The sequence below is a fragment of the Streptosporangium sp. NPDC051023 genome, assembly GCF_040689595.1.
Taxonomy (GTDB): Bacteria; Actinomycetota; Actinomycetes; order Streptosporangiales; family Streptosporangiaceae; genus Streptosporangium.
The window spans coordinates 138,349-154,742 of sequence record NZ_JBFBCE010000003.1 but is presented as its reverse complement, the minus strand read 5'-3'; the positions used below and the strand labels follow the sequence as shown (position 1 = coordinate 154,742).

Genomic DNA, 16,394 nt, shown 5'->3' with positions numbered 1-16,394 from the left:
CACCCGGTCGGGACGCCGTTCCCTCCGGATCACGATCCATGAACCGCTGGAGAGCGTCAGGCAGATGATCCTCCGGCGTCACGACCAGATCGAAGTCCACAGGAGGCGGCTCCACCGGGTGAGTGGTGCCGCGCGGTAGAGCCGTGATCGCACAGGAGGGTATGACCCGTGTCCACCCCTGGTAGGGCCGTCAGGATCGTTCGGATTCGCTGGCATGCCGAGCAGCCGCCATCGCCGCTTGGTTGTCGGTGGTGCGGTCATCCGCCGTACGCCCATGACGCGGCCAGCCTGCCGCATCGCCCCGACCACCTCTGGGATCAGCCGACCCCCGCCCAGGTGCGTGCCCGCATGACGGCACGACGCCGCCTCGGGTTGTGCGGCCGACCGCCCGTCACCATGCCCGCGCATCCGCTGAGGCTCCGCCCCTCCACAGTTCCCCCGGCGAGCCCGGGGAGCCGAGGACGCCGCTCACGACCGGCCGTGGCAGCCGCCGTGCCGTACGAGCGCAACCCGCCCCCCTCGTACGGCAGGCGCGAACCGTACCGAGAGGCGGTGACGGTGTGAGCGGCCCTTCGCCCGCGGCGATGGACAGCGGCGATCCGTCCCGAGGTCGGCGTGGCCCTTCCGTCGTGAGGCCGGGCGACTCCGTCACAAGGCAGGGCGACTCCGTGGCGAGGCCGGGCGACGCGAATGCCGTACTCCGGGAGGCGGTGCGCGCGCTGTCGTTGCGGTTCACCGGCTGGTGCCTCTGGTACGGCGTGGCCACAGGGCGCTGGTGGGCGCTCTCCCCCATCTGGTGCCGACGGCGAATCGGCCTGGTCGACGCCGCCACCCTCGGCGAGCTGGCCGTACGGATCCAGCGGATCGAGGACTGTCGTCCTCACCTCGATCCCTACCCGCGCGCCGCACGACGGCTTCGCCCCGTTCCCGGCGGGGGTCGTGAGGCGGTTTTCCCGGCGCCGCGCCCGAGAACCATCGAGAACGTGACCGAAAGGAGTGATGAAGGTGGCGGCACGGCTTCTGGCCATGCTCATGGGCGCGTTCGCTGATTGGCCCCGCACGACGGCCTATGACGCTGTGGACCTGTCTCGCCCGGACCTGGGCTGGTCACCGCACCGGAACCTGGCACCCCCGGACCATCCGGTGATCTCCCGACGCTTCAAGGCGACGCCCGATCAGGTCAGGCCCGCACGGAACTTCGTCGCCGAGATGCTCGGGGACAGTCATCCGCTTCGCGACGACGCGATGCTCCTCACCAGCGAGCTCGCCACCAACGCCGTCGAACACCCCACCGGGCTGGTCTCCGGTCCGAGTGAGTTCCTCGTCACGGTGTCCTTCGTCGTCCACGGCGTGCTGATCACCGTCCAGGATCCCGGCTCCCTGAAGATCCCTTGTCCGAGGAACTCGGGACTGGACGCCACCGGTGGACGGGGACTCGCACTCGTCAACAGCCTCGCCACCCAATGGGGCTTCCAGCGTGACTCCATGGGAACCGTTATCTGGTTCGAGCTCAGCTCGCCCGACTGAAGAGCGGAAATCGAAATCAGGGCGACAGGCCGCCGTGCTTCTCGGTGACGTCGCTGAGGGTGACGACGTTCAGGGACGACGCCTGGCGTAGTGGTGGGCGATCAGGGCCACGACGAAGCCGACGGAGATGATCCCGGCGACCATGCCGACCCCCTTGGCGACGCCGCCGACGCTGTTGCCGATGATATTGATGACGGCGCACACGGTGAAGCCGAGCCACAGGCTCACGCGGAGCGCGGTGCCGCCGCGCGGTGGCCGGGACCGGTGGGAGGGTGCGGACGGCGATGCGGACGGCCACGGCTGGCCGGCAGGTGTGACGCGGTGGGAGTCGTTCATGCCGATAAGCCTAGAAACTGTTCCTACCTGGGGAAATGCCGTAGCCTACCGAGTCGATGGTAGTGCAGGGGGGAATGAAACGGTCCTCGCCCCAGCCTAGGGTGAGGGAAATGAGCAGGGACGCCTTCGAGGCTTTGGAGCGCCTGGCGGGAGGTCTGGGCACCGCGATCCTCGCCTTCATGGTCCTCACCTTCTGGATCATGGTTTCCGCGGCCTGCCTCGTGGGGGTGGGGCTGCTGATGATCCCGCCGATGCTGGCATTGACCAGGGCGGTGGCCGAACGCGAACGTGGCCGGCTCAACCGCTGGGGGCTGGAGGTCGTCACCCCCTACCTGCAACAGGACACGGCGTCGGGCTGGACGGCCAGGATGCGCACCGCCCGCCGCGACCCGGCGACCTTTCGCGACCTGCGCTGGGTGGCCACGCATGGCACGCTGGGGCTGGTGCTCGGCGTCATCGCCGTTCTGATGCCGACGATGACCCTGCGGGATGCGACGTTCCCCTTCTGGTGGGGTCTGGTGCCACGGGAGAATCAGGTCACCAGCTTCGACCTGCCGATCACCACGTTTCCCGCGGTGCTGGTGGCCGCCCTGGTGGCCGTGGTCGTCCAGGTGATCGCCGTCATGCTCGCCCCGCGGATGGCCAGGTTGCAGGCGCTGCCCGGCGTACGGCTACTGCGCCCGCATCCGTCGATCGACCTGTCGCGGCAGGTCGCCCGGCTCACCGCGACGCGCGCGGGCGCCCTGCAGGCGCACGCGGCCGAACTGCGCAGGATCGAGCGGGCGCTGCACGACGGCGCGCAGAACCGGCTGGTCGCCGTCGTGGTGACGGTCGCCGTGGCCAAGCGGGCGCTGGCCAGGGAAGCGGCGGCGTCGGGTCTGGCGCTCGACGGGCCGCGGGCGGCGCTCGACGAGGCGCAGAGCGCCGCCGAGCAGGCGGTGACCGAACTGCGCGGGGTCGTCCGCAGCATCCTGCCGCCCATCCTGGAGGACAGAGGACTGTCCGGGGCGCTGAGCGCGCTGGCCGCGGGCAGCGCGGTCCCGTGCGCCTTGACCGCCGACGACCTGGGGCAACTGCCGCTGTCGGTGGAGACCACCGCCTACTTCGTCGTCGCCGAAGCGCTGACCAACGTGGCGAAACACAGCGGCGCGCGGAAAGCCCTGGTCGAGGTGCGCCGCGACGGCGGCCTGCTGCGCGTGGTGGTGAGCGACGACGGCAAGGGCGGGGCCGCGGAAGCCGGTGGCACCGGGTTGGGCGGTATCCGCCGCCGGGTCGAAGCACACGACGGAACCATCACGCTGACCAGCCTGCGGGGCGGGCCGACAACCATCGAAGTGGAGTTGCCGTGCGGATCGTGATCGCCGAGGATGACGCGCTGCTGCGCCGGGGCCTGGTGCTGCTGCTGACCGGCGAGGGATTCGAGGTGGTGGCCGCGGCCTCGGAACCCGACGGGTTCCTGGCCGCGGTCGCCGAGCACCGGCCTGATGTGGCGGTGGTGGACGTGCGCATGCCGCCCACCCACACCGACGAGGGCATCAGGGCCGCCGTCGAAGCCCGGCGGCTGCACCCCGACCTGGCGGTGCTGGTCCTGTCGGCCTACGTCGAGCAGGCCTTCGCCACGAACCTGCTGGCCGAGGGGACCCGTGGGGTGGGGTATCTGCTCAAGGAGCGCGTGGGCAAGGTGGAGGAGTTCCTGGACGCCCTGCACCGCGTGGCCGAGGGTGGGACGGCGATGGACCCCGAGGTGATCGCCCAGCTGTTCACCCGCCGCCACGCCCCGATGGAACGGCTGACCGCCCGCGAGCGCGAGGTGCTGGCCCTCATGGCCGAAGGACTGGGCAACACCGCCATCGCCCAGCGCCTGGTGGTGACCGACGGCGGCGTGCAGAAGCACATCCGCAGCATCTTCGCCAAGCTCGACCTCGCCCCCACCGACCAGGTCGACCGCAGAGTCGCCGCCGTCCTGCACTACCTGGAAAGCTGAACGTCACGGCGGCTCCCGGAGGCGGCCGTCGCCGGAACGGCTCGCAGGCCGCGTTCGCGGCGAGCCGCCCGGTGCCTCCCGCCTGCCCGTTTCATCGCTGCTGAGCAGGCCTGACGCCACACCGGCGGTATGGCAGGCACTACCGGAGGCTTGGCAGCCTGCAACGTCGTCACGGCAAGATCCCGTTCGTAGGGTTCTGGACATAGGCCAAAAGGCCGCACCACGTGCGCTGGTGATCATCCCCGGCCGCGCGATCCCTTCAGCCGTGACAAGGAAGCACCATGCGCCCCTCCATCGCCATCCCGCTGCGCCGTACGGCGGTCGCCGCCGCCCTCGCCTCGATCTGCCTGGCCACCCCACTGGCCGCACACGCCGACGAGGCCCGGCCGGCCTTCGCGCAGAACGTGGACCTGGACCGGGCCACGATCATTGATCTGCAGCAGGCCATGAACGGCAAACGGATGACCTCCGAGCAGTTGACCCAGGCCTACCTGCGGCGCATCAAGGAGCTGAACCCCCGCCTCGGTGCGGTGGTCACCGTCAATCCGGACGCGGTGGCCCTGGCCCGCCGCAGCGACGCCGTACGCCGCTCCGGCAAGGCGCGCGGACCGTTGGAGGGCATCCCGGTCCTGCTCAAGGACAACATGGACACCGCCGACCGGCAGCCCACCACGGCAGGCTCCACCGCCCTGCTGGCCGCCCGCCCGGACAAGGACGCCTTCCTGGTACGGCGGCTGCGCGAGGCCGGAGCCGTGATCCTCGGCAAGGCGAACATGACGCAGTGGGCCAACTTCCGCTCCTCGGCCGCCATCGCGGGCTGGAGCTCCACCGGCGGCCAGACCCGCAACCCCTACGTCCTTGACCGCAGCCCCTGCGGCTCCTCCAGCGGCTCGGCGACGTCCGCGGCGGCGAGCCTGGCCGCGGTGACGATCGGTACCGACACCGGCGGCTCGATCGTGTGCCCGGCGAGCATGACCTCGACCGTGGGGGTCAAACCCACACTGGGACTGGTCAGCAGGACCGGCGTCGTGCCCATCACCGCACGCCACGACAGCCCGGGACCCATCACCCGCAACACGACCGACGCCGCGCTGACCCTGTGGGCGATCTACGGGCCCGACCCCGCCGACCCGGACAGCGCGCAGAGCGCCGGCAAGCTGCCCGCCGACTACCGCACAATGCTCAAGCGCGACGCGCTGCGCGGCAAGCGGATCGGCGTGTGGCGCAAGGGACACACCGGCATCGACCCCGACATCGACCGGGTCTTCGAGGCCACCGTCAAGAAGCTGCGAGACCTGGGCGCCACCGTGGTCGAGGGCGCGGACGTGCCCACCGACAAGGCCATGGCCGAACACCTGTACCCCGCCGTGCTGACCGAGTTCAAGCACGACCTGAACGCCTACCTCGCCGCCACCCCCGGCACGCACCCCAAGGACCTGACCGGGCTGATCGCCTACAACAACCGGCACGCCAAGGTCGAGCTGGCGAAGTTCAACCAGGACATCTTCGAGATGGCCGACAAGACCACCGGCGACCTGTCCGACCCCGTCTACCGCGAGCACCGCGACATCGTGACCACTCAGGCGCGCCGCTCCATCGACGACACCCTGGCCAAGTACCGGCTGGACGCCATCGTCACCCCCACCGAACTTCCCGCCCCGAAGGTCGACTACCAGGGTGGAGGGGAGAACGCCTTCGTCAGCTCCAGCAGCAACACCTCGGCGGCCGGCTACCCGCACGTCACCGTGCCCGCCGGTTACTCCAAGGGTGAGCTGCCGCTGGGGGTGTCCTTCATCGGAACCCGCTTCAGCGACGCCAAGCTCCTCAGCTACGCCTACGCCTACGAGCAGGCCACCCAGGTCCGCAAGGCCCCCCGCTACCTGCCCACCCTCCCCTGACCGCCACACAACCGGCTGACAACCCCGGGACCGCTGGGCGGGCGCACACCGCGCCCGCCCAGCACGCTTTCCCCGACCCACCGGGTCCGTCAGCTCCTGGCGTGCGTAAGGCACTGACAACCGACTGCCGTCCAGGTGATGACCAGCCAACAGCGGTGGAAAGCACAGGAAACCGTCAGAGCAGGCCGCAGTGGCGGCACCTGCCTCGTCTGCGCAGGTGGTAGCCCAGCGTCGCCACGCCGAGTGCCACGGCCCAGATCGGCCAGTACGTCATCGGGCTGCTCATCCAGGCGACCGGGTCACTCCACTTGGTGATCCGTACGGCCTCCGTGCCCGCGGACATCAGCACGACCGTGACCGTCGACGCGAAGGTGACGGGAAAGGCCGGAGGCACGCGCCTGCCCCGGAGGCCGAGCACCCAGCGAGGCCAGACCTCGCCCCAGCGGTGCACCAGCCCGAGAGTGAGCACTCCGCCTCCCGCCGCGAGCGTGGCCAGTGCCGCTCCGGCCCACACCAGACCGGTTTGGTGCAGCCAGCGCAGTCCTTCTTCGGAGAACAGCAGCGGGATGTTCAGCGCCCACGCCCAGCGGATCACGGCGTAGAAGAGGGGGATGACGAAGGCCGTGTAGGCCGCCCAGCGTCCCCATCTGGCCGCCGAGGCGGGGGCCGTCCAGGTGGCGCTTCGGTGCTCGGAACGGCCACAGCCGCCGCAGGAGTCGCCGGTGCGCCGCTGGAAGGCCAGCGCCGCGCCCGCCCACAGCACTCCTCCGGCCAGGCAGAGGATCAGGTTCAGCACCGGCCAGGGGAGCGCCACCTCGAAGTAGTTGACGTCCGGCCAGCCGAACGGCAGCCCGACGAGGACGATCGGGGCGTAGGCGACCGCCGTCAGGACGCGGGCGTCGGGGATGAGGCCGACGAGGGTGAAGGCGGCGAGCCAGGCCGTCGCGAGCACCGCGACACGGATCGCGCCGCGTGGCCGTACCCGGGCTGTGGTCAGTGCAAGCACCGCATCGCGTGACCGTACCCGAGCCGTGGTCGGTGCGAGCGCCGCGCCGCCCGGCCGTACCCGGGCCATGATCAGCGCGAGCGCCGCGCCCGCGAATCCGAGTGCGGCGATGACCGGTGCGGTTCCCGCCGCCGTCGAGGCGCCCAGCAGTGATTCCGCCCTGGCGTCGGGGATGTCGCCCTCGCCGAAGGGGAATCCCACGCCGCCCAGCGCCCAGTAGAGGCCGAGCCCGCCGTAGAGCAGTGACCAGGCGGCCGCCGCGTACGCCGCCCAGCGGGGCCATCGGACGGTCGTCGCCCTCTGGGTGTTCGTGGTCGTTTCCATGGTCCAAGCGTCGAGCGGTGCGAGGCGGCGGCCCATCTGCCGTTCGGCGGATCCCGCCCGCTGGACGGAGTGGCCTGTCCCCCTTTCGGCAGACGTCCCGTGGCACGGCGTCCCCCTAGAGTCGAGCCATGGACCTGATCGCCGCGTTCCTGGCGCTCGCCGCGACGATCGTGGCGTTTGTCCCACGCGTGCCGCGCGTGCCGCACGTGCCGCACGTGCCGCCCGCGTGGCCGCCCGCCGTCGGCGGGGCGATCTCGATCGCGATCACCTTCGCGTATCCACTGGGCGGGTGGCGAGGCGTCATCGCTCCCTGGATGCTGGTCGAGGTGCCTCCCCTTCTCCTGTTGACGTTCGTGTCCGCCAGGCGTGTGCCCGCGCCCCAGGTCGTCGCCTCGACCGGGCTCGCGGCGGGCGCGGTCGCGGTGATGCTCGTACGCGCGCTCTGGACCGGCGACCTCACCTTCACCGTCGGCGCCTGCGCGGGCTGGTCCCTCCTCGCGATCGCGGCGGCGGGCGCCGGTCTCTACGCCCGCGTGCTGGACAACGGCCGTCATCGCGCGGTGGCCGAGGCCAGGCGGTCGCAGCGGCTCGTGCTCGCCCGTGATCTGCACGACTTCGTCGCCCACGACGTGAGCGGGATCCTCGTGCAGGCGCAGGCCGCCCAGCTCGCGCCGGGACCTGTCCCGCCGCAGGTGAGCGACGCGTTGCGGCGCATCGAGGCCGCGGGCCAGCGCGCCCTGGCCGCCATGGACCGTACCGTCCAGATGCTCCACGAGGCCGAGGAGACCGGATCGGGTACGGCGGAGCCGCTGCCGGGAGTCGACAGCCTGGCGCATCTCGTCGAGGGCTACTCCCCATCGGTACGAGTGGACCTGTCGGTCGATTCCGGGCTGGAGCGGCAGCTCTCCCGGGAGACCTCCGCCACCCTCTACCGGATCGTGACGGAGGCGCTCACCAACGTGCGCCGCCACGCTCCCGAGGCGGTCTCCATCGCGATCACCGTCGCCCGGACGGGAGAGTCGGTCCGCCTCCGGGTCACAGACGACGGCGGTGGCCACTCGGAGGCGGCAGGCCGTGGCGGGTACGGCCTGGCCGGGCTCGCCGAGCGGGCTCGGATACTCGGCGGCTCGCTGTCGGCCGGTCCCGAGCCGGGCGGCTGGCGGGTCGAGGCGCTCCTGCCCGTCCGACCACGCCGGACGCGCCGGGACTCCAGCAGGCCTATGAGCGGGTCTATGAGTGGGTCTCTGAGCAGACCTGTGAGCTGCCCGGCCGCCGAGGCGCGCGCGAACCGGCCGGTCACCGACGCACGCGCGAGCCATCCGGCCGCCGACGGCGGGGAGCCGGCATGACGACCCGGATTCTGATCGCCGACGATCAGGAGGACGTGCGGATCGGGTTCCGGCTCATCCTCGACTCCCAGCCCGACATGACCGTGGTCGGGGAGGCCGCCGACGGCCGCGCCGCCGTCGACCTGGCTCGGCATCTGCGGCCCGACGTGGTGCTCGCCGACATCCGCATGCCGAAGCTCGACGGGCTTGAGGTCACCCGGCTGCTGGCCGGGCAGACCCGGGTGATCGTCGTGACGACCTTCGATCTCGACGAGTACGTGCACACCGCGCTGCGCGACGGCGCCTGCGGCTTCCTGCTCAAGCGGTCGGGTCCCACGCTGCTGATCGAGGCCGTCCGCGCGGCCATGGCCGGTGACACGCTGATCAGCCCGCAGGTCACCGTCCGCCTGCTGGCTCACCTTCGCGCGTCCGCCGCGCCCGCCGCCCCCGCCGAGCCGCTGACGGAACGAGAGCTGGAGGTCGCCCGCCTGGTCGCCCAGGGCCTCACCAACGCCGAGATCGCCGCTGCGCTGTTCATCGGCTCCGGCACGGTGAAGACCCACGTCGCGAACATCCAGCGCAAGCTGGGCGCGGCCAACCGGGTCGGCATCGCGGCCTGGGCGTGGCGGTCCGGCGCCGCAACCGGAACGTCGTCATAAGCCGCGCTCTGTCTCACCGTCGCCGAGTATCCGCTCGACGGGCGTCCCGCCGACCCGGTTCTCGGGGAGAACGCCCGGAGCCACGGCTGGGAGGAGCCGCGCGAGGCCTACGCCGAGAGACCGGCCGTCCCCGACCTCAACGACCGGATGCGAGGAACTCGCGGACGGCCCCGGCGAAGCCGACAGGGTCGGCGGTGTAGACGAAGTGGTCGGTGTCCAGCTCGACGAGACGGGTGCCGGGGCGGCGGTCGATCATGGCCTGGGCCTGCTCTGCGGGGACGACGCCCTTGGCGGCCCGGATGAGCAGGGCGGGGCAGGTGCTGGCCAGCCAGTCGGCCCAGTGGTCGCCGTGGACGAGGTCCTCTGAGTCGACCATGTCCTGCGGGTAGAACGGCAGGCGCCAGGTGCCGTCGGGGTTCCTCTTCAGGGTTTCGCCGAAGAAGAGGGCGAACTCGCCGAGGGCTTCGAGCATGGCCTCGCGGGTGGGTGCCTGGTAGGGCAGCCCCAGCAGGAAGGCCAGCGGGTTGGGTCCCTCGAGCCCAAGGACGACCGACGCGTCCGCGTTGACGAACGCGGTGACCCGCTCCGGGTGGCGGGCGGCGAACTGGTAGGTGTTGATGCCACCCAGTGAGTGGCCCACGATCGCCACCTGGTCGAGGCCGAGGTGGTCGAGCAGGGCGAGGATGTCGGCGAGGTAGCCCTCGCGGGAGTAGTCGGCCGCCCGGTCGGACTCGCCGTGGCCCCGCTGGTCGGGGGCGATGACCCGCCACTCGGGGGCCAGTTCCGCGGCGACGGCGGCGAAGCTCGCCCCCTCAGAGAGGTGCCCGTGCAGGGCGAGCAGCGGGCGCCCCGGGCCACCGAAGTCGAGGTAGGACAGGCGGCGGCCCGCGATGTCCAGTTCGGCCCGCACCGGGGGGACCGTCCGCTGGTTGATGTTCTCGCTCATAGCTCTCTCCTCTTCATGCCTTCATGCCTTCGTACGGCTTCGCAGACCGGCCCTCGTACAGCCCGCACTCCGCGTCCTCCATGAAGGTATCGATCATTTGGGCATTTGCGCAATGCATATGCCTAAGGCATTTGCGCAAGAGTGAGGCGCCCCCTCGGGCAGGGCAAGTAGCATCCCGATATGGGAAATCGTGAGGACCTGCTCGCCGGGGCGAGGCGCTGCCTGGAGGAGAAGGGGTGGGCGCGGACGACCGTCCGCGACATCGCGGCGGCGGCCGGGGTCAGCATGGCGGCCATCGGCTACCACTTCGGTTCCAGGGAGGCGTTGCTGAACGCGGCGCTCATCCAGGCGATCGACGAGTGGGGCCTGGAGACCGGGCAGGCGGTCTCCTCCGCCTACGACGATCACACTGCCACTCCTGCGGAGCGGTACGAGGCCCTGTGGACACAGCTGTCGAAGTCGTTCGGCACCCACAGGAAGCTGTGGATGGCCAGCATCGAGGCGCTCCTCCAGGCGGAACACTCACCGGAGCTCCGGCAGTACCTCGCCGCGGGCCAGCGGGAAGGGCGCCGGGGGCTGGCCTCGATCCTGCTGGGGGTCGAGGAGGACAGGCTCCCGGAGAGCACCGTGCGCACCTTCGGCTCGGTGCAGCTGGCCCTGTTGTCCGGCCTCATGATCCAGGGGGTGACCGATCCGGAGCAGGCGCCGTCCGGCGCCGAGGTGCTGGAGGGACTTCGGGCTCTCCTGGATCACATCGGTCCCGCCGAAGCCGGCGCGGACGGGGTGGACCGGGCCGGGGTCGTCGCCGGTCAGGAGGCCGACCCCGGCGGCGGGAAGGGAGCGGCCGGTTCCCCGGCCGCCGAGCCCCAGGGCTGAAGCGGCCGGATCACCAAGGGCTCGTCTCCGAATAACTTGCTTGTTCGCAAGGCTCCGAGCTCGACAGATGCCGTGTGAGAACGCAAGTTATCGATCGGCGAGCCCTAACCGGGCGACGAAGAACGATGAGGTCAGCGTTCGAGCGGCGACACCGTCACAGATCTCCGAAGCCGCCCCAGCGTCGCGGTCACCGACAGCAGGGCAGGCACGGCGGCGACCGCGAAGCACAGTGCCAGGGGCAGGTTTCCGACCAGCAGGCCGGTGGCCGCGGTCCCGGCGGACGAACCGGTGTTGAAAGCCGTGTTGACCCAGGCGCTCGCCCGGGTGCGGTTCTCGGGCGCTGCGGACTCGTCGGCGAGCAGGTACGCCGTGGTCAGCGCCGGGGCGACGAACAGACCCGTGACCCCCACCGTCGCGACCAGAACGTACAGGTCGGGCGAGAGGCCCGCCACAGCGAGCGCCAGCCCCATGGCGGCGGCCAGCAGCGGCAACCGGACCTGTTCCGACACACGCCACGACAGGGCGCCGTAGATCAGGCCGCCGAGCGCGCTGCCGACCGCCAGCGCGGCCTCGACCCAGGCCACCGCGGCGGCCTGATGATGACGCTCGGCGAAGACCACCGTGAGCAGACTCAGCGCTCCCAGGCACATGCCCACGCCGCCTGACACCATGACCGGCTGGATCAGGCCGCCACCAGACCCGGCCGCGTCGCGCGTCCAGCGCAGGCGTGACGGGATCGGCCCGGGATCCGGGTCTCCGGCCGCCCCGGCGGCAGGTCCCTCACCCGGCCCGTCGCCCGCTCGAGAGGTCCCGGCGGCGCGGAGGGCGGGCGACGACACGAGGGCGAGGGTGCCGATCACCACCAGTGCGGCGCTCACCGCCACGCCCGCGGCCGGGGTGGCGAGCGCGGCCAGCAGACCGGCCAGCAGCGGCCCGGCGACGAAGAGCAGTTCCTCCGCGACGGTGTCCAGGCTGTAGGCGCGCTGCAGCAGGAGCCGGTCGGGCAGCAGTTCGCTCCACAGAGCCCGCATCACCGGGCCGAGTGGAGGGGTGCAGGCGCCTGCCGCGACGGCCAGGGCCGCCAGCGGCACCCCCGCGGTTCCCGGCCGCCAGGTGGCGACGGCCAGGCAGGCCAGCAACAGCGCGTAGACGACGGCCATCGGGGGCAGGGCGCGACGGGCGCCGTAGCGATCGATCAGACCGGCCCGTAGCGGGGACAGCAGGGAACTGGCGATCCCGAACAGGGCCATGACGCCACCGGCCACGCCGTACGAGCCGGTGGTGCCGGTGAGCGCGAGGATCAGGGACAGGAAGACCGTCCCGTAGGACAGCCTGCCCAGCAGCGCCGCACCGAAGGTACGGCAGGCATGGGGGGTGCGCAGGACAGCGATGTACGACGGAGGCCGCGAGGGCGAAGACATGGGGAGGATTCCTCGAAAAGGCAGCGCGCACCTGGGGCGCTGCGAACGTGCGGGGACGCCGAAGTGCCGCACCGGTGGGTGCGGTCAGTACGGAGTCCTACGCACGGGGGAGGAACATGCCCGCCACCCTAACAACGCTCCGCCGCCGAAATCACGCCCGTTAACGAACGGAGTCAAGAAATCCGGGAACCCCGGGCCCGGGGAGAGTCGTCCCGGATTCCGCCCGCCGTCCCGGGCGCCGAGCGAGGCCGTCTCACCGGATCGGCGGGCGGCGCTGGGACGGAGGCGTGCCGGGCCGGGGCTATCCCATGGTCTTCGAGCCGTCCAGGGACTCGCGGATGATGTCGGCGTGGCCCGCGTGCTGCGAGGTCTCCGCGATGAGGTGGAGCAGGACCCGGCGCACCGACCTGCGCGCGCCCGGCTTGAACCACGGGGCGGGCGGGAGCGGGTGGGAGACGTCCAGGTCGAGCGTCGCCACCAGCTCGTCGGTCGTGCGGGCCACCTCCTCGTAGGCGTCGAGCAGACCGGCCAGCGTCTCGCCCTCGAGCATGCGGAACTGGTTCGCCCAGTCGTCCTCTCCGCCCGTCATCGCCTCGGGGTCGCCGAGCGCGAACCGCATCCAGCGGGCCTCGACGCCGGACACGTGCTTGATCACACCGCCCAGGCACAGCTCGCTCGCGGTGGTGCGCAGCGCCGCCTGCTCGTCGGTCAGGCCCGCGACCGTCCGGCGCAGGAAGCCGCGCTGCGCGGCCAGCGACTCCAGCAGGTCGGCACGCTCACCAGAAATGAGCTCGTTGTCCGTAGTCACGGGTCGGCCTTTCCACGTCTTTTGGGGGGACCCTGAACACCAGGTACCCCCAGGCTAGAACGCCTCACCGACATTTCCCGCTCGCCCCACGACGCTCGCCCCACAACTCCAGACGCGCCCCACGGCTCCGGGCCCGCCGTACGCCTTCGGGCTCACACCGAGGCCTCTCCCCCGCGGGACACGTCAGGTTCCTCATGGGACATACCGGGGCCTGCCCGTACAACGCCCGGGGGCTCGCCCGGCGAGCCCCCGGCACGGAGACGAGGAGGGCGGCCACTACGCTCGGAAGCATGTTCGACCAGCTCACCTGCCAGTGTCTTCTCTGCGTCGAGTACGACGGAGAGCTCGACGAGTTCGACCTCGGCACCATGCGGAAGGTCAGGGAGCACGGATGGGCTGTGATCATGGTTCCCGAGGACGAGGACGGCCCGGGATGGGCGTTCACCGTCGGGCTGTGGCACACCTTCCGCTCCCCGGAGGCGGCCATGTTCGGGCTGGACGTCGAGGTGATGAGCCGCTGCCTGAACACCCTCGCCGACAGGGTCGCGGCCGGGCACGACCTCGTGGCCGACCAGGAACGGGACGACGTCATCAGGAACTACCCGGTCGTCACGAGGAACGTGGACCAGAGCTGGTACCGGTCGCTGTTCGGCATGGCGCTTCACTTCTACCAGAAGCCTCCGCTGCCCTTCATGGAGGTGGTCTGGCCCGACAAGACGGGCCTGTTCCCCTGGGACCCCCGTGCGACGCCCCGGCTGCGCGAGCTGCAGCCCTCGCTGTGGATCCCCAAGGACGACCACGCGCCGGGGCCCTGGACGAAACTGCCGTGAAGTGGGAGCGGCCCGCCGGGCAGGGAACCGGTCATCGGTCCGAAGCGTGCCGGAGAACACGCCGGACGACGCCGGACCATGTCGGAGAACATGCCAGACGATACTGTCTGCACCAGGTTGTCCTGCGCTCGGGACCCCAGGCTCGGGAAGAGGGACCATGGCGGCGGAGTTCGAGCTCGGTGACTACATCCTGGTGCAGGATGGCAGGACGTTGGAGATCTTCCACCGGATCTCGTCGGAGAGCACGCGGTACCACGTGGCGTTTCTCGGGGTTGACGTGAAACCGCGTGGCGACGAGTTCAGGGTCCGTATCGGTGCGAGAAACGGTGACGACCAAGTCCTCGGCGGGGTACAGCTGAGCATGAACCCGGAGCAGTTCGCGCGTTTCCGTGAGTTCATCGCGCTGGCGATCGCGGCTCGCGATCACACGCACGCCCCGTGACCCGGCCGGGACCGGGCAGTCGGGAGCAGGACAGCCGGGATTCGACGTCGAGGCGCACCGCGTCGATCCCGTGACCGGGAACGGCCCCTGTTCGGGGTTGAGCACCTTCACCCGGGGTTGAGCACCTTCGCGAGCTGGTCGCGGACGCGGGCGCGGTAGTCCTCGGAGAGGGGGTCGACGCCGAGGATCGCGTGCACGTGTTCGGGAAGCGCGATCGGGGCGAAGGTCAGCACGTAGGCGAGCAGCAGGACGAACTCGGGGTCGAGGCCGCCGGTCAGCTCTCCGTTCTCCTGCCGCAGCCGTACTCCCTCGACCGCGTGCCGCAGCCTGTCCCGCTGCGCGTCCGTCATCCCCTCCCCGTCGCCGAGCGCCTGCCAGATCACCAGGCGAGACCACTCCGGCTGGTCGAGGGTGGCGTCGAGATAGGTGGAGAACGACTCGTCGAAGGAGGCACCGGGCGGGACGAGCGTGGCCTCCCGCTCGGCCCATCGCCTGCGCAGCTCGTCGAGCAGGCCCTGCTTGCCGCCGAAGTGGTAGGAGATCAGCTGCTGGTTGACCCCGGCCCTGGTGGCGATGCCCGCCGTCCTGGCGCCTGAGTAGCCCTTGGCGCCGAACTCCTCGGCCGCCGCCTGGAGGATGCGCTCCCTGGTCCGCTCGGCGGCCGCGCCGCGCTCGTCCTCTGTCACCGCACGACGTCTCGCCATGCGCCCATGATAGTGATTCAATCATTAAGTTGACAAAATTCAAGCAAATGATTGAACATCGGTCCGTGCAACCGTCCCATCTGTCCCCATCGCCGGATCCTGACGATCGTCAGCGGGCTGATGCCGGGCATGTTCCCGGCCGCACTCCTCAGGGTCGGGTTCGCCACGGCCATGCGGCCGATCCTCCTGCTGATCGCGATCGTCGCGGCGGCGGGGTTCCTCGTGGCGCTCCTGGTCAAGGAGCTGCCACTGCGCACCATGTCGGGCCGGCAGGTCCGCGAACACGGAAGGTCCACCACATGAGCAAGGCCGTTGTCTTCTCCGAGTACGGCACGCCCGACGTACTGCAGGTCATCGACGTCGAGCCGGGCGAACCCGGTCCCGGCGAGGTCCGCGTGCGCGTCAGGGCCGCGGCGCTGCAGCCGTTCGACAACCTCTTCCGCAGCGGCGAGACCGCGCAGTGGGTGCCCGCGCACTTCCCGCAGAAGCTCGGCAACGAGGTCGCGGGGACCGTCGAGGCAGTCGGCGCCGAGGTCACCGCGTTCTCCGTCGGCGACGAGGTACTCGGCTGGGTGGCGCTGGCCGCCTTCGCCGAGCACGCGATCGTCGGCGCCGACCAGCTCGTGGCCAAGCCGGAGTCGATGTCCTGGGAGGAGGCGGGCGCGCTGTCGGCCTCCGGCCAGACCGCGCACACCTCCCTGCGCGAGCTGGGCGTGGGCCCGGGCGACACCGTGCTGGTCCACGCGGCGGCCGGGGGCGTCGGCAGCATCGCCGTACAGCTCGCGGTCGCCTGGGGCGCGACGGTCATCGGCACGGCGAGCGAGCGCAACCACGAGTTCCTGCGCTCCCTCGGCGCCGTCCCGGTGGCGTACGGCGAGGGCCTGGAGGAGCGGGTGCGCGCCCTCGCGCCCGGCGGGGTCGACGCCGCCCTCGACGGTGTCGCCACCGAGGACTCCCTGCGGTCCACCGTCGCGCTGGTGAAGGACCCGAGCCGCTTCGGCACCGTCGCGTTCAACCCGCTCGCCGCCGAGCTGGGGGTGCGCAGGCTGAGCACGGAACGCTCGACCGAGCGGCTGTCCGAGCTGGTCGGCCTGCACACCGACGGGAAACTGCGCGTCGCGATCCACCGGACGTATCCGCTGAGCGAGATCGCCGACGCGGCCCGCGAGGTCGAGACCGGCCACGTCCGCGGCAAGGTGGTGATCGTCATTTGACGTCCTCCCCGTCCTGATGGGCGGGGATTCTCCCCTGCCATGCCGCCGGGCGGTGGGGAGTGGGTTCCCGCACGGTGGAGCACCGCGCGGG

Annotated in this window: 18 protein-coding genes; 12 read left to right on the top strand and 6 right to left on the bottom strand. The window is 71.1% G+C overall.

Features of this window, described 5'->3' with window-relative positions:
• Nucleotides 1-668 precede the first annotated feature (668 nt).
• Nucleotides 669-1,049, top strand: coding sequence for a hypothetical protein (locus AB0395_RS03260; protein WP_366276440.1), 381 nt, complete (start codon nucleotides 669-671; stop codon nucleotides 1,047-1,049).
• On the top strand, nucleotides 1,006-1,527 hold the full coding sequence (locus tag AB0395_RS03255; protein ID WP_366276439.1) for an ATP-binding protein: 522 nt from the start codon (nucleotides 1,006-1,008) through the stop codon (nucleotides 1,525-1,527). Before AB0395_RS03260 ends, AB0395_RS03255 begins: the two co-directional genes overlap by 44 nt.
• Nucleotides 1,528-1,596: 69 nt before the next feature.
• Here AB0395_RS03255 and AB0395_RS03250 read toward each other — a convergent pair whose 3' ends face one another.
• Nucleotides 1,597-1,863 carry a hypothetical protein gene (locus AB0395_RS03250; RefSeq protein ID WP_366276437.1) on the bottom strand — a complete coding sequence of 89 codons (267 nt, stop codon included), beginning with the start codon at nucleotides 1,861-1,863 and terminating at the stop codon, nucleotides 1,597-1,599.
• 110 nt (nucleotides 1,864-1,973) lie between these two features.
• On the opposite strand from AB0395_RS03250, the gene AB0395_RS03245 reads away from it, so the two are divergent.
• The 3 genes from AB0395_RS03245 to AB0395_RS03235 all read left to right on the top strand — a co-directional run bounded on the left by AB0395_RS03245 (nucleotide 1,974) and on the right by AB0395_RS03235 (nucleotide 5,745).
• The gene (locus AB0395_RS03245) at nucleotides 1,974-3,221 is read left to right on the top strand and encodes a sensor domain-containing protein (RefSeq protein WP_366276435.1); all 1,248 of its coding nucleotides are present in this window, start codon (nucleotides 1,974-1,976) and stop codon (nucleotides 3,219-3,221) included.
• On the top strand, nucleotides 3,209-3,847 hold the full coding sequence (locus AB0395_RS03240) for a response regulator transcription factor (RefSeq protein WP_366276433.1): 639 nt from the start codon (nucleotides 3,209-3,211) through the stop codon (nucleotides 3,845-3,847). Before AB0395_RS03245 ends, AB0395_RS03240 begins: the two co-directional genes overlap by 13 nt.
• A 281-nt stretch (nucleotides 3,848-4,128) precedes the next feature.
• The gene (locus AB0395_RS03235) at nucleotides 4,129-5,745 is read left to right on the top strand and encodes an amidase (protein ID WP_366276432.1); all 1,617 of its coding nucleotides are present in this window, start codon (nucleotides 4,129-4,131) and stop codon (nucleotides 5,743-5,745) included.
• 175 nt (nucleotides 5,746-5,920) lie between these two features.
• On the opposite strand, the gene AB0395_RS03230 is transcribed toward AB0395_RS03235, so the two are convergent.
• Nucleotides 5,921-7,075, bottom strand: coding sequence for a hypothetical protein (locus AB0395_RS03230; protein ID WP_366276431.1), 1,155 nt, complete (start codon nucleotides 7,073-7,075; stop codon nucleotides 5,921-5,923).
• Nucleotides 7,076-7,203: 128 nt separating this feature from the next.
• Between AB0395_RS03230 and AB0395_RS03225 the strand changes: the two genes are divergently transcribed.
• Both AB0395_RS03225 and AB0395_RS03220 read left to right on the top strand, forming a co-directional pair.
• The gene (locus AB0395_RS03225; protein ID WP_366276430.1) at nucleotides 7,204-8,424 is read left to right on the top strand and encodes an ATP-binding protein; all 1,221 of its coding nucleotides are present in this window, start codon (nucleotides 7,204-7,206) and stop codon (nucleotides 8,422-8,424) included.
• Nucleotides 8,421-9,062, top strand: coding sequence for a response regulator transcription factor (locus AB0395_RS03220; RefSeq protein WP_366276428.1), 642 nt, complete (start codon nucleotides 8,421-8,423; stop codon nucleotides 9,060-9,062). The genes AB0395_RS03225 and AB0395_RS03220 overlap by 4 nt, the downstream gene beginning before the upstream one ends.
• A gap of 136 nt (nucleotides 9,063-9,198) precedes the next feature.
• Here AB0395_RS03220 and AB0395_RS03215 read toward each other — a convergent pair whose 3' ends face one another.
• Complete coding sequence (locus AB0395_RS03215) at nucleotides 9,199-10,008, bottom strand: alpha/beta hydrolase (RefSeq protein WP_366276425.1); 810 nt, start codon at nucleotides 10,006-10,008, stop codon at nucleotides 9,199-9,201.
• Between the two features lie 180 nt (nucleotides 10,009-10,188).
• On the opposite strand from AB0395_RS03215, the gene AB0395_RS03210 reads away from it, so the two are divergent.
• Nucleotides 10,189-10,884 carry a TetR/AcrR family transcriptional regulator gene (locus tag AB0395_RS03210; protein ID WP_366276422.1) on the top strand — a complete coding sequence of 232 codons (696 nt, stop codon included), beginning with the start codon at nucleotides 10,189-10,191 and terminating at the stop codon, nucleotides 10,882-10,884.
• A gap of 131 nt (nucleotides 10,885-11,015) precedes the next feature.
• On the opposite strand, the gene AB0395_RS03205 is transcribed toward AB0395_RS03210, so the two are convergent.
• Both AB0395_RS03205 and AB0395_RS03200 read right to left on the bottom strand, forming a co-directional pair.
• Complete coding sequence (locus AB0395_RS03205) at nucleotides 11,016-12,305, bottom strand: MFS transporter (protein WP_366276421.1); 1,290 nt, start codon at nucleotides 12,303-12,305, stop codon at nucleotides 11,016-11,018.
• Nucleotides 12,306-12,606: 301 nt separating this feature from the next.
• Nucleotides 12,607-13,113 (bottom strand): DinB family protein, encoded by a 507-nt coding sequence (locus AB0395_RS03200; RefSeq protein ID WP_366276418.1) that lies wholly within the window; start codon nucleotides 13,111-13,113, stop codon nucleotides 12,607-12,609.
• 290 nt (nucleotides 13,114-13,403) lie between these two features.
• On the opposite strand from AB0395_RS03200, the gene AB0395_RS03195 reads away from it, so the two are divergent.
• Both AB0395_RS03195 and AB0395_RS03190 read left to right on the top strand, forming a co-directional pair.
• Nucleotides 13,404-13,943 carry a DUF4262 domain-containing protein gene (locus AB0395_RS03195; protein WP_366276415.1) on the top strand — a complete coding sequence of 180 codons (540 nt, stop codon included), beginning with the start codon at nucleotides 13,404-13,406 and terminating at the stop codon, nucleotides 13,941-13,943.
• Nucleotides 13,944-14,100: 157 nt separating this feature from the next.
• Entirely contained in the window at nucleotides 14,101-14,385 is a 285-nt protein-coding gene (locus tag AB0395_RS03190) for a hypothetical protein (protein WP_366276413.1), read from the top strand.
• Between the two features lie 107 nt (nucleotides 14,386-14,492).
• On the opposite strand, the gene AB0395_RS03185 is transcribed toward AB0395_RS03190, so the two are convergent.
• Complete coding sequence (locus tag AB0395_RS03185; protein WP_366276411.1) at nucleotides 14,493-15,089, bottom strand: TetR family transcriptional regulator; 597 nt, start codon at nucleotides 15,087-15,089, stop codon at nucleotides 14,493-14,495.
• A gap of 51 nt (nucleotides 15,090-15,140) precedes the next feature.
• Between AB0395_RS03185 and AB0395_RS03180 the strand changes: the two genes are divergently transcribed.
• Nucleotides 15,141-15,392 carry a hypothetical protein gene (locus tag AB0395_RS03180; protein ID WP_366276408.1) on the top strand — a complete coding sequence of 84 codons (252 nt, stop codon included), beginning with the start codon at nucleotides 15,141-15,143 and terminating at the stop codon, nucleotides 15,390-15,392.
• Complete coding sequence (locus AB0395_RS03175) at nucleotides 15,389-16,303, top strand: NADP-dependent oxidoreductase (RefSeq protein WP_366276406.1); 915 nt, start codon at nucleotides 15,389-15,391, stop codon at nucleotides 16,301-16,303. The genes AB0395_RS03180 and AB0395_RS03175 overlap by 4 nt, the downstream gene beginning before the upstream one ends.
• Nucleotides 16,304-16,394 lie beyond the last annotated feature (91 nt).

Excerpts from the sequence above, each read along its gene's own strand:
- AB0395_RS03210 (WP_366276422.1), top strand. The coding sequence starts at position 10,189 with ATGGGAAATCGTGAGGACCTGCTCGCCGGGGCGAGGCGCTGCCTGGAG.
- AB0395_RS03245 (WP_366276435.1), top strand. The coding sequence starts at position 1,974 with ATGAGCAGGGACGCCTTCGAGGCTTTGGAGCGCCTGGCGGGAGGTCTG.
- AB0395_RS03205 (WP_366276421.1), bottom strand. The coding sequence starts at position 12,305 with ATGTCTTCGCCCTCGCGGCCTCCGTCGTACATCGCTGTCCTGCGCACC.
- AB0395_RS03250 (WP_366276437.1), bottom strand. The coding sequence starts at position 1,863 with ATGAACGACTCCCACCGCGTCACACCTGCCGGCCAGCCGTGGCCGTCC.
- AB0395_RS03220 (WP_366276428.1), top strand. The coding sequence starts at position 8,421 with ATGACGACCCGGATTCTGATCGCCGACGATCAGGAGGACGTGCGGATC.
- AB0395_RS03215 (WP_366276425.1), bottom strand. The coding sequence starts at position 10,008 with ATGAGCGAGAACATCAACCAGCGGACGGTCCCCCCGGTGCGGGCCGAA.
- AB0395_RS03185 (WP_366276411.1), bottom strand. The coding sequence starts at position 15,089 with ATGGCGAGACGTCGTGCGGTGACAGAGGACGAGCGCGGCGCGGCCGCC.
- AB0395_RS03175 (WP_366276406.1), top strand. The coding sequence starts at position 15,389 with ATGAGCAAGGCCGTTGTCTTCTCCGAGTACGGCACGCCCGACGTACTG.
- AB0395_RS03225 (WP_366276430.1), top strand. The coding sequence starts at position 7,204 with ATGGACCTGATCGCCGCGTTCCTGGCGCTCGCCGCGACGATCGTGGCG.
- AB0395_RS03190 (WP_366276413.1), top strand. The coding sequence starts at position 14,101 with ATGGCGGCGGAGTTCGAGCTCGGTGACTACATCCTGGTGCAGGATGGC.
- AB0395_RS03230 (WP_366276431.1), bottom strand. The coding sequence starts at position 7,075 with ATGGAAACGACCACGAACACCCAGAGGGCGACGACCGTCCGATGGCCC.
- AB0395_RS03235 (WP_366276432.1), top strand. The coding sequence starts at position 4,129 with ATGCGCCCCTCCATCGCCATCCCGCTGCGCCGTACGGCGGTCGCCGCC.
- AB0395_RS03195 (WP_366276415.1), top strand. The coding sequence starts at position 13,404 with ATGTTCGACCAGCTCACCTGCCAGTGTCTTCTCTGCGTCGAGTACGAC.